The sequence below is a fragment of the Dorea longicatena genome, assembly GCF_025150085.1.
Classification (GTDB): domain Bacteria; phylum Bacillota; class Clostridia; order Lachnospirales; family Lachnospiraceae; genus Dorea_A; species Dorea_A longicatena.
Map to the genome: position 1 here is coordinate 2,228,335 of NZ_CP102280.1, position 12,274 is coordinate 2,240,608.

General features: G+C 43.3%; 11 protein-coding genes. 1 reads left to right on the plus strand and 10 read right to left on the minus strand.

Features of this window, described 5'->3' with window-relative positions; translation table 11 throughout:
• Position 1 precedes the first annotated feature (1 nt).
• From dapA to udp, 10 genes are all read right to left on the minus strand, one after another.
• Positions 2-889, minus strand: a complete 888-nt coding sequence (gene dapA / locus NQ508_RS10610; protein WP_044920401.1) for a 4-hydroxy-tetrahydrodipicolinate synthase — start codon at positions 887-889, stop codon at positions 2-4.
• Between the two features lie 84 nt (positions 890-973).
• The gene (locus tag NQ508_RS10615; protein ID WP_006428488.1) at positions 974-2,125 is read right to left on the minus strand and encodes an iron-containing alcohol dehydrogenase; all 1,152 of its coding nucleotides are present in this window, start codon (positions 2,123-2,125) and stop codon (positions 974-976) included.
• A 49-nt stretch (positions 2,126-2,174) separates the two neighbouring features.
• Complete coding sequence (locus NQ508_RS10620; protein ID WP_044920398.1) at positions 2,175-2,960, minus strand: 5-deoxy-glucuronate isomerase; 786 nt, start codon at positions 2,958-2,960, stop codon at positions 2,175-2,177.
• Between the two features lie 34 nt (positions 2,961-2,994).
• The gene (gene iolD, locus NQ508_RS10625; RefSeq protein ID WP_006428486.1) at positions 2,995-4,926 is read right to left on the minus strand and encodes a 3D-(3,5/4)-trihydroxycyclohexane-1,2-dione acylhydrolase (decyclizing); all 1,932 of its coding nucleotides are present in this window, start codon (positions 4,924-4,926) and stop codon (positions 2,995-2,997) included.
• 24 nt (positions 4,927-4,950) lie between these two features.
• Positions 4,951-5,985 (minus strand): 5-dehydro-2-deoxygluconokinase, encoded by a 1,035-nt coding sequence (gene iolC, locus NQ508_RS10630; protein ID WP_044920396.1) that lies wholly within the window; start codon positions 5,983-5,985, stop codon positions 4,951-4,953.
• A gap of 380 nt (positions 5,986-6,365) precedes the next feature.
• On the minus strand, positions 6,366-6,878 hold the full coding sequence (locus NQ508_RS10635) for a DUF1097 domain-containing protein (protein ID WP_006428483.1): 513 nt from the start codon (positions 6,876-6,878) through the stop codon (positions 6,366-6,368).
• A gap of 3 nt (positions 6,879-6,881) precedes the next feature.
• Complete coding sequence (deoC, locus tag NQ508_RS10640) at positions 6,882-7,550, minus strand: deoxyribose-phosphate aldolase (protein WP_044920393.1); 669 nt, start codon at positions 7,548-7,550, stop codon at positions 6,882-6,884.
• Between the two features lie 71 nt (positions 7,551-7,621).
• Positions 7,622-8,818, minus strand: a complete 1,197-nt coding sequence (locus NQ508_RS10645; RefSeq protein WP_006428481.1) for a phosphopentomutase — start codon at positions 8,816-8,818, stop codon at positions 7,622-7,624.
• A gap of 93 nt (positions 8,819-8,911) precedes the next feature.
• A complete protein-coding gene (locus NQ508_RS10650) occupies positions 8,912-10,114 on the minus strand; it encodes a NupC/NupG family nucleoside CNT transporter (RefSeq protein ID WP_161159040.1) in 1,203 nt (400 codons plus the stop codon).
• 20 nt (positions 10,115-10,134) lie between these two features.
• Positions 10,135-10,914, minus strand: a complete 780-nt coding sequence (gene udp, locus NQ508_RS10655) for a uridine phosphorylase (protein WP_055193363.1) — start codon at positions 10,912-10,914, stop codon at positions 10,135-10,137.
• Positions 10,915-11,247: 333 nt separating this feature from the next.
• Between udp and NQ508_RS10660 the strand changes: the two genes are divergently transcribed.
• Complete coding sequence (locus NQ508_RS10660; RefSeq protein WP_006428476.1) at positions 11,248-12,063, plus strand: GntR family transcriptional regulator; 816 nt, start codon at positions 11,248-11,250, stop codon at positions 12,061-12,063.
• Positions 12,064-12,274: the final 211 nt, after the last annotated feature.

A 12,274-nucleotide genomic window follows, 5' to 3' on the forward strand; every position in this document is an offset into this window, starting at 1 on the left:
ATTAATAAATAAGTCCGAACTTCTGCATCTCTCTTTTTAAGATTTCTGTATGCTCCGGCTCAAGCTCTGTCAGAGGTGCTCTTACGGTTCCTCCGCATAGGCCCATCAGTTCTACCGCTTTCTTTACCGGAATCGGGTTTACTTCTGAGAACAATGCATGAATTAATGGCAATGCCTTTAACTGCAGCTCCAGACTTTCTTTTACCTTTCCATCCAGATAAAGCTGACAGATATCATGGGCTGCCTGTGGGGCTACATTGGAAAGTACGGAAATCACTCCTTTTCCGCCCAGTGACATCAATGGTACGATCTGGTCATCATTTCCGGAATACAGATCTAATTTTCCATCTGTCAGATCCATCATCTTCACGATATTGGAGAAATCTCCACTTGCTTCCTTGATTGCCACGATGTTATCCACATGATTCACAAGATAAGCCACAGTCTCTGCTTCCATCTTACATCCGGTTCTTCCAGGTATGTTATAAAGGACAACCGGTATTTTCGCTGCATCTGCTACCTGAGTGAAGTGTGCGATCATACCTTTCTGGGTTGCCTTGTTATAGTATGGTGTCACGACAAGCACGCCGTCTGCGCCATATCCGGCGGCTTCTTTTGATAATTCCATTGCCGTCTTCGTACAGTTTGAGCCGGTTCCTGCGATAACCGGAATTCTTCCTTTTGTTCGTTCAACCGTAAATTTCACACATTCCATGTGTTCACGCTCTGTCATCGTTGCAGCTTCCCCGGAAGTTCCGCAGATTACGATGCTGTCGGTTCCGTTTTCACAGTGAAAATCGATCAATTCGTCCAATCTGTCATAATCGATAGATTCATCTTCTTTGAACGGAGTAACGATTGCTACTCCTGCACCTGTAAATATTGCCATATTGCTACCTCTCCTGATTTTTACAAATGCCACACGGAACCCGTATGGCATCTGTAATATCTTCTTACATTCTAACTTTTATACTTACCACAGATTTTTATACATCTGCTCTACATCAGCCTGTGTAATCGTACGCTGTGTATTCTGCGGACTTCCGCTGTCCATTGCATCATATGCCATTTTCTCGATCACTTCGAAAAATTTCTCTTTGTCAATTCCGAACTCAGCAAGTGTCGGTGTCTCTAATTCTTCTGTCAGCGCTACGACTGCATCCAGGAATTTCTCACTGGCTGCCTGATCCGAATCTTCCGGTGTTGCAACTCCGATAGCTCTTCCGAGATCTGCAAATCTGTCATAGGCTCCCTCTAATGCGAAGCTTAAGCACTCTTTCATCAACATTGCGTTAGAAAGTCCGTGTGCTACATGGAACAATGCTCCGATCGGACGGCTCATTCCGTGGATCAGTGTTACAGATGAGTTGTTGAATGCGATTCCTGCTTCCAGAGCTGCTACAGACATCTGTACTCTTGCTTCTTCATTCTTTCCATCATGGAATGCTACTGGGAGGAATTTGAAGATTCTCTTTACAGCTGACATTGCAAAAGTATCTGATAATGTCTGTGCTTTTCTGGATGTATAAGCTTCTACTGCATGGCACAATGCATCAAGCCCTGTTGCTGCCGTAATCTTCGGTGGTGCTGTCATAGTGAACTGGGGATCGATAATGGCTAATGAAGGAATCAGCACTTTACCTTTCAGCAGCATCTTAATGTCTTTTCTGGTATCTGTAATGATCGTGAACTGTGTAGCTTCAGATCCGGTTCCTGCTGTTGTCGGGATAGCTACCATCGGAGGCATCTCTACATCGATCACTTTTCCCATGTAATCAGAAATGCTTCCGCCATTTTTCACGAGGGATCCGATTGCTTTCATCGAATCAATCGGGCTTCCTCCACCAAGTGCTACGAGGAAATCACATCTTTCTGCTTTGTACTGAGCCAGACCTTTTTCGATCATTACGTCTGTTGGTTCTCCTGCGATTTCAGAGTAAATAGTATATTCTACACCCTGGCTTTTTAATGCATTCTCTACTTTTGCACAGTTTCCAAGATCGATCATCACTTTATCTGTAACAATCATTGCTTTCTTTCCAAGTGTTCCAAGTGTATCCTGTGCCATATCAAGTGCTCCTGATCCTGAAATCATCTGTCCAGGTACGATAAATTCTCTTGCCATAATAATTATCTCCTTTTCTCTCTAAATAAGCGTTTTGCTATCTTCTTAATTAAAACTGTGCATCATGCATCCACACATATCTCTCGTCTTCACATCTGTCCGTCTGAAGCCATGGATTGCCATCAATGTGACGGATCATCCAGCATGTGTACATCTGGAATCCAGGTGCCACTGCCTGTGGATGAAGCTCTCCACCAGGAATTGCGGAAAAACTGTTGTCTACACTTTTGAATACCTGATCTCCGACAAAGCTTGCTCCGAATCCTTCCGGTCTGTCGAACTTGAACAGGTAAGTCTCCGGCTGTGGATGTCTGTGTGGCAGGTATCCTGACCAGTTTCCTCTGTCATTCAATACTTCTCCAAGTACCATATTCGACTCCGGACAGATATCGTGATCAAAGATTGTATTTACACGGCGCTTTGCCACATTTCCGAACTTTCCGACACTTGAATAGCCCCAAGGTGCATCGTCCGGTGAATACAATTTGCTTGCAAATGTTTTGTCATTGTGCGTGCACTGTACCAGAATTTCAGTATCTTCTTCTGCTGTTACAGTAATCTCTTTACTTCCGCTTACGTGCAGTGCCCATGGACCTTCGGTAAATACATCTTTTCTGCTGACCGTTGCTTTCTCATCTTCCCATGTATAGGTTACTTTTCCGGAGAGAAGGAGAACCGCCGTCTCCTCTTTGTCTCTCTTAAATGTTCTTATCTGTCCGGCCTTCATGCTGTACACACGGATGTCCATCATCATTGCCTTATATTCATTGTCATAAGTGGTAAGAATCATCTCGCCATTTTCATCGAATTTTGGATAACCAAATACCTTACTCACTGTCTTTCGCCTCCTGAATCTATCTTTATAAATCTTAATAATCTCTTGCTTCTCTTCTTCCTTCCAGAACACCAACGCATGCCTTTCTTACAGACTCCTTAGAAGAAGTAGTTGCAATTCCTACATTCCACCATGATTCATATCCGTCTGTCATGGTCTTTGGAATAACCTTTAAGTCGAATAAGCAAGCAATTTCCTGCTTCTTCGCATCTTCCAGTGCTGCCTCTAATTCTGCGATCGTCTTACATGTGTATGTCTTAAGCCCGTATCCTTCACCGATCTTCGCATAGTCAACCGGGATCAGATCCCCACAAGGCTTCTTGCCGTCTGTGTAACGGAACTCTGTTGCGATACTTCCGATACCATGATTCATTTCCAGATTGTTGATACATCCGAATCCACAGTTATCGAATACCAGAATATTGACTTTCTTTCTCTCCTGCATGATCGTCATAATCTCGCTGTGTAACATCTGGAAGCTGGAATCCCCAACTACGCAGTATACTTCATTATCCGGTTCTGCGAATTTCACACCAAGTGTTGCTGCTACTTCATATCCCATGCAGGAATATCCGTATTCTGCATGATAGCCGCCGCGCTTGTCTGTTGTCCACATTCTCTGCATGCAGCTTGGAAGGGAACCGCCTGCTGTAATAATAGTCGCATCTTCATCGATCACTCTGCGGATTGCTGCAAGTGCTGCTGTCTGTGTGATCTTTCCGTTTGTCATCTTTACGAATTCCGGAATCGTTCTTGGATCTCTTGCCTTGATGATCGGCTCGAAATCATCTCCTGTATATTCAATGCCTGCCAGGCGGACCATTTCTTTGTCCCATACCTTCTTGGCTTCTTCGATTTCTCCGTTGTATGCAGATACATAACCGCGTGCACGAAGTTTTTTGGTAAGTGCTTCTACTGTAACCTTTGCATCTCCGACTGCTTTTGCTGCATCCATCTTGTATGCGTGGAATCTGCAGTTGTTAATCGTCACGAATTTTACATCCGGATTCTTGAACAGTCTCTTGGAGCTTGTTGTAAAGTCTGACATTCTCGATCCGATTGCGATCACTACGTCTGCATCTTCAGCGATAATATTGGAAGCATAAGTTCCCGTTACTCCGATACCTCCTAAGCAGTACGGATGACTAGACTTGCAGGCACTCTTTCCTGCCTGGCTTTCGCCAAATGGAATCTTGAATTCTTCGCAGAACTTTTCAACCGTCTCACCGGCTTCTGAGTAACGGACACCGCCGCCTACGATCACGAGTGGTTTCTTAGCTTCTGCAATGATCTCTGCAAGATCTTCCAGTTCTTCTTCTACCGCTACAGGTCTTGTGATTCTATGTACACGTTTCTGGAAGAAATATTCCGGATAATCATAGGACTCACCTTCTACATCCTGGCAAAGAGCGATGCAGCATGCGCCTGTCTCGGCAGGATCTGTCAGAACTCTCATTGCATTAATGAGTGCTGTCATGATCATCTCTGGTCTTGTGATGCGGTCCCAGTACTTACACACCGGCTTGAATGCATCATTGGTTGTTGTTGCCAGGCTGTTGCTCTGCTCTAACTGCTGCAATACCGGATCCGGCTGTCTGGAAGCAAATGTATCTGCCGGGAACACCAGAAGTGGAATGTTATTAACCGTTGCTGTTGCGCATGCTGTCACCATATTTGCTGCTCCAGGTCCTACGGATGAAGCACATGGAATGATTTTCTTACGATTGCTCTGCTTTGCAAATGCGGTTGCTACATGACACATTCCCTGTTCGTTTCTTCCCTGAAGGACTCTTAACTGTCCAGGATCTGTATCCAGCGCTTCTCCAAGTCCTACTGCAATTCCGTGTCCGAAGATGGTGAAGAATCCTTCTACGAATTTTGTCTCTTCCCCGTCCATGGAAACGTACTGATTATCAAGAAATTTCACAATTGCCTGTGCAACTGTCATACGGATTGTCTTTGTCATTGTTCTCTTCCTCCTGCTGCTTTTTTATACTCTTGCGATCATTTCGCCAAATTTTTCTTTTTCTTCTTTAATAAATGCATGTACTGCGTCCGGTCCCGGAAGGGAATCTGAACAGTTGTTGCTTCTTACCATCATGGATGCTTCTGCGGAACCAAATTCCAGACAGTCGATCACTTCCCAGCCCTGATATAATCCATATAAGAATCCGGAGCCATATCCGTCTCCTCCGCCGAATCCCTTTCTTGCTTCTACCGGGAATGGCTTGATACTGAACTTCTGTCCGTCACAGGTATATGCGGTAGACCCTTTCATTCCGTGCTTGATCACTACGATCTTAGCGTTGTATCCCTGCCATAAGCTTGCGCTTTCTTCATCTGTCATGCCTTCTTTGATCAGCTTCTCTGTCAGGTCGAATTCTTCTCTGGATCCCATGATGATATCTGCTTCTTTTGCTACAATAGAGTAGTAAATGGAAATCTCATCACTGTTCTTCCAGTTATATTCTCTGTAGTCAACATCGAAGATAACTTTTGTATCATTCTTCTTTGCCAGCATCACTGCTTTGATCGCAGCTTCTCTCGAAGGACTTTCTGCAAGTGCTGTTCCAGAGATCAGGATTGCTTTGGACTGTCTGATGTATTCTTCATCGATGTCATCTACATGTAACTGAAGGTCTGCGATGCAGTTTCTGTACATCAGGATATGGCTTTCTTTTTCTGAGAGCATCTCGGTAAATGTAAGTCCGAGCTTCTCGCCGTTTGTACATCTTGTGATGTGTGATGTGTCAATTCCCTGTTTGTCAAAATATTCTGTTACATAATCACCGAACTGATCATCGGATACTTTTCCGAGGAATCCTGCTTTTAATCCGTGTCTTGTAACACCTACTGCAATGTTCGCCGGAGATCCGCCGACGAATTTTTCAAATGTGTGTACATCCTTTAATGGTTTGAACTCTTCTTTTACCTGATCGTTGTAAGCTGGGTTGAAGTCGATTGCGACTCTTCCGAGAAGTATCAGGTCCATTGGTCTTGTCTGGTCAAATTCTACATATTTCATATCTTGCATCCTCCTGCTTTTTCCTTTTTTGCTTTTGCGTGCTTTATTGTTTTATTTGTGTGCTTTTTTGCGTGTTTCATTTGTTGACTGTATATTAGCACACGCGTTTTGAATGTGCAATAGGATTTTGAATTATTTTTTATTTCCCGCATTTTCCACAATTTATGGCGTGTGTTATTGTTGTTTTTGCACAATCGCGGTTTGTATTGCACGCATTTTAGCACGCAGTGACATGGGAACGTGGGGGCCATGGGGACGTGAAAAATGGCTTTTTTAGTGTCCCCGATGGCTTTTACAGGATACTCTGACGGCTTCTCTTGCATGCTTTTGCAACAAAAAAAGCCTTGCCGTCTCCCCCTACAAAACAGCAAAGCTTTTTCTTACTCTATCTCTTTCTTCTCCTGCAATACATTTTCTCCCACATATGTATTACATCTTTTTTTCTCAGTCACTGCCTGATACAGCCAGTTTCCTCCATATTCACAGGCAAATCCTGAAAATGCCCCGATCACCAGCGATACCACTAGCACACTCCAGTTTCCATCCGCTGCGAATGTCGTAAAACATCCCATGAATGTTCCCGGACAGAAGTCAAACCACTCGTATTTTGCAATGATGCACATCACGAATGTAATGATCCCGCACCAGATTCCAAGATTCCCGAATAACGGATTGATCTTACTAAGTGTGATGATCGTCATTCCACATAGGACGCCTGTCAGATTCGTAATCATGGTCTTTTTCACCCCGCTCATGCCATGTTTTCCACAGGCAAAGTAGGTGGTGCATCCTGCAAAGCCGGCCCAGCCGATCAGTCCGGCAATTCCTGCAAGATAAGACCAGATACCACAGAGGACTGCTGTTACAATGCTTAATGCACACAAAGAACTCATATCTTAGTATCCTGCACCGTTATCTGTATTTTTCATGATCTTTACCAGACGGCTTGTTCCAAGTCTGTCTGCTCCGAGGCTCATGAATTCTTTTGCGTCGTCGAATGAGCTGATTCCGCCTGCAGCTTTTACCTTCACACCTTCTCCAACATGATCATGCATCAGTTTTACATCTTCAAATGTTGCTCCGGCTGTAGAGAATCCTGTAGAAGTCTTGATGAATTCTGCTCCGGCTTTTGTTACGATCTCACACATTTTGATCTTCTCTTCTTCTGTCAGAAGGCATGTTTCAATGATGACTTTTAAGATCTTTCCGTCGCATGCTTCATGGATCTGACGGATTTCTTCTTCTACTTCATCGTATCTTCCGTCTTTTAAGAATCCGATGTTGATTACCATGTCGATCTCAGATGCTCCGTTAGCGATCGCATCTTTTGTCTCGAATACTTTTGTTGCTGTTGTGCTGTATCCGTTCGGGAATCCGATAACTGTACAGATTGGAAGTTTTCCCTCTACGTATTCTGCTGCCTGTTTTACGTATGCAGCCGGAATACATGCAGAAGCTGTTTCATATTTGATTCCATCGTCGAGAATCGTTTTAATATCTTCCCATGTAGCTGTCTGTGTTAATAATGTATGGTCAACAATTTTTAAAACTTCACTTGTATTCATAATTTCTTGCCTTTCTTTTTTCATTCATTGTGATAGGTTTACTAATTTTCAGTTTGTCTGATTCAGTTCTTTTATTTCAGTTTGTCCAGGATCGAATGTCCGATCGTTCCTTCCGGCATCTTAACACCGAAGTTGTCTGCGATTGTTCCTCCGATAATGGCAAATGTGTCTGCTTCCTCAAGTTCTCCTGCTTCCTTCATAGATGGAGAATATGCAAGGAACGGTACCTTTTCTCTTGTATGGTCGGTTCCGGTATGTGTCGGATCATTTCCATGATCGGCTGTAATGATCAGAAGATCATCCTCTTTCAGTTCTCCTAATAATTCACCGAGTTTGACATCAAATTTTTCAAGTTCCTGTGCATATCCTTTGACATCTCTTCTGTGTCCCCACAGTGCATCGAAATCTACCAGGTTGACAAAGCAGAATCCTTCGAAATCTCTCTTCGCGATTTCGATTGTCTGCTCCATTCCGTGTACGGAACTCTTGGATTTGTTCGACTCTGTGATTCCTTCTCCGTCAAAGATATCGAAAATCTTACCAACGGAAATGACATCCAGACCTGCATCTTTCAATGCATTCAGTGCAGTTCTTCCGTATGGCTTTAATGCGTAATCATGACGGTTGCTGGTACGTTTGAACTCGCCTTTTTTCTTGCCGACGTATGGTCTTGCGATGACACGTCCGACTTTCCACTCGTCTTTCATCGTAATCTCACGGGCGATCTCGCAGCAGCGGTACAATTCATCCAGGCCAAATGTCTCTTCATTTCCGCAAATCTGAAGAACAGAGTCTGCAGATGTGTAGACGATCATATGTCCGGTTGCAATCGCTTCTTCTGCCAGTTCGTCCAAGATCTCTGTTCCGCTGGCACTCTTATTACCGATGATCGTACGTCCGGTTCTCTTTGACAGTTCATCAATCAGTTCCTTTGGGAATCCCGTCTCTGTAAATGTCTTGAACGGAGTTGTGATGTGAAGTCCCATCATCTCCCAGTGTCCGGTCATGGTGTCTTTTCCGTTGCTTGCTTCTCTTAATTTTCCATAATAAGCCAACGGTTTTTCTACAGGTGCAATACCTGCAAGATCTTTTAAGTTAGCAATTCCAAGTTTCTGCAAATTCGGAATTTTAAACTCTTCTACATTTGCCGCAATATGTCCCAGGGTATCTGTCCCCGCATCACCATAAGAAGCGGCGTCCGGCATCTCTCCGGTGCCGAGTGAATCTATGACTACGGTAAATATTCTTTTATATTTCTTTTCGTTCATATTATACACCTTCTTAATTCTCGTATGTCAAATATCTGGAACAGTAACGTATTTGCATTCCTGTTCCAGAATTCTCTATTAACTGATCTTATATTAGAACAACGTGATCAGTCCAACGATCATCGCACTTAAAATACTTACAAATACACCACCGAGCATTGCTCTGAATACCAGTCTTGAAAGTGTACTCTTCTTTTCCGGGCAGAGCACCGCAATACCGGATACACAGATTCCAAGGCTTGAAAGGTTTGCGAATCCGCACAGGGAGATGGAACATACAATTCCTGTTCTGTAGTCTAATGTTGATAAGATTTTTCCCAGATCCTGGAAAGCAACGAACTCATTTACGATCAGTTTGTTTCCAAGAAATGCACCTTCCATCAGTACCTGATTGGTATCAAGTCCCATCAGGAAACCAAATGGTGCAAATACATAAGAGAAAATCTGCTCTAGGCTGATTCCTGCAAATCCAAGAATCATATTAATTACTGCAACGATACCAATGATACCAACCAGAGATGCAGCGATAGCGATTACCATCTGCATACCTGTTCCGGCTCCTTCTGCGATGGCGTCGATCACGTTGGCGTTATTGCCCTTGTTGTCCATCTTTACGTCCGTGATAGACTGTACAGGCTCTGTCTGCGGCAGTAACATTTTTGCAACGAGGATACTTCCAACCGGTACCAGTGCGCTGGCGATCAGAAGATACTCCATCGGGATACCAAGTGCATGATATCCTCCGAGGATGGATACTGACATACTTCCCATACCGGATACCAGGATAACTAAGATCTCACTGTCTGTCAGGTTTCCGATATATTTGCTGACCAGAATCGGGCTGTCCGTCTGGCCTAAGAACATGTTGGCAACTGCAACGAAGCTTTCTACTTCTGTTGTCCCCATCAGTTTTCCAACTGCTTTACCGATCCATTTTACTACGAATCCAAGGATTCCAAGATAATAAAGTAAGCTTACCAGTGCAGATACGAAGATAATATTACCAAGTGTCTGTACGATAAAGATACTTCCTGTTGAAGCACTGCTGTCTGCCAGGCTTCCGAATACAAATGACAGACCATTCTGTCCGCAGTTGATAACTGCTGTTACACCGTCCGATATGGCAGACACAACCATCTTACCAACCGGGACTTTTACAAGTAAGATTGCAATAACAAACTGTGCAATGATTGCTTTTCCTACTGCTTTCCAGCGGATATTCTTACGATCCCAGGAAATCAGAAAGATCAGTCCGATTACAACCACAATCCCCAATAAATTTAAAAAGACTTTCATCTCGTTCCTCCGTTCTGATCTTATTTCTCGCGGTCTGCTTTGATCAGTTTTCTGATTGCTTCTACAGCAACTGTGATAGCTGCTTCTGTATCATGTACGATTGGATTTTCCATTCCAAGTGCATTTCTTTCCTGATTTCCTACTACAAGGAAGTTAGATCCGCAACGTACTCTTAAATGGCTTGCAGCGATGAAAAGTGCTGCTGACTCCATCTCAGAAGCTTTGCATCCCATACGTTTCCATGCTTCCCATTTATTAAGCAGTTCATAGCTTACCGGCATTCTCTCCGGCTCATGCTGTCCGTAGAATGCATCTTTACACTGTACCACACCTGCATGGTATGTATGTCCAAGTTCTTTTGCTGCTGCAACCAGTGCATTTGTTACATCAAGGTCTGCAACTGCCGGATACTCGATCGGTGCATACTCTCTACTTGTTCCTTCCATACGGATTGCTCCTGTTGCAACTACGATATCTCCACCTTTGACATCCAGTTCAATTCCTCCGCATGTTCCGACACGGATAAATGTATCTGCTCCGCAAAGTGTCAGTTCTTCCAGTGCGATAGATGCTGACGGTCCGCCGATACCTGTTGATGTTACACTTACTTTTTCTCCATCTAAGTAACCTGTGTAAGTGATGTACTCTCTGCTGTCTGCAATCAGTTTTGCATCGTCAAAATGTTTTGCGATCTTTGCACATCTCTTTGGATCACCAGGCATGATAACGTAACGTCCAACATCTCCCGGTCTGATCTGTAAATGATACTGTAATCCTTCTTCTCCTGAATAATTCTGCATGATATTCATCCTCCTGAAAATAAAATGTTAAATATTGTTTTATACATGTCTACTACTTGTCTCGCTGTTGTCTATTCTATATCTATACTTGTATATTTGCAACACGCAATATTTTACAAATATCCTTGTCTGTTTTTGTGCATCTTTTACAATGTCTGGTTGTGTAAATTAGACAAGTCGGAAATAACATTGACTTTTGCCATATTTGCTTTTATTATTTTAACAGGGTTTGAATCGGATTATACATGCTCATAATATATAAATAGAAGCTTCTATATAGATCTTATTCCCCTGCTATTTCTATATCTTTAATCTACAGGAGTAACTGAATTTATGGAAACAAAAACAGACAAGTCTAAAACAAGAAAATTAAAACATGTAAAAATATACAATGAATTATATGAACTGATCCAGAACGGAACTTATGAACCCGGTTCACAGCTTCCGTCAGAAACTACACTTTCCGCGACTATGAATGTCAGCCGTATGACACTGCGGAAAGCACTTACTTTATTAAGAGAAGACGGACTGATCAAAGATGTACAGGGTGTCGGACATTTTGTGCGTGAGCCTAAAGCTGCCGGTTCCAGGGGACGCAAACATCCCCAGAGAGCCGGTTCTGCAGATTCCGCAGCTGTTGCAGATGCGGAAGACAGCGCTTCAGATGAAATGCTGTCTTCTGATGGCAGTATGACACATCCTGTCTACGACAGTTGTCAGGAAGAACTGGACAGTGTCGAACTGGATTTCCGTATCGAGCCGCCGTCAAAATCCATTTTAGACAACTTCGACCACTACACCGCCGCTGTTGTCATCGTCGACCGCTGGTATAAGCATGAAGGACATACCATTGCATATTCTTTAAGCTTTATTCCGATTGAATTGGTCGGCAGGCTGCAGATCGACCTGAACAGCACAGATGCACTGTTGGAATTTCTGGAGCATACCTGCTATGAACAGGGACATCACTGCAGCCGCTGTGTTACATATTCTACTGCCGGTAACTTCTCTGCAAAGAATTATAAGCTTTCCAGCCACGATTCTTTCCTTATGACACAGGAGAATGTGTATGATGAGAATGAGGAGATACTTGTGGTTAGTAAGCATTATATACCGGCGGAGGTTTTTGAATTGAAGTTTTCCATTTAATTTATCAGGCTGGCGGATACCCGGGTCTCCATAAAAGTCAGGAACGCTTTCCTGTTCAGGTTCCGTCGGCGGGTAATACTAAAGGGTCAAAATTCTGCTAAAAGCAGGTTTCCAAAATTTGCAACTCGAATAGCTCAAAGAGAGTGTAAAATATTTTGTGTAAATCTCTTAGATTAATGAAAAAATCATAATGATTTACATTAAGTTAAAA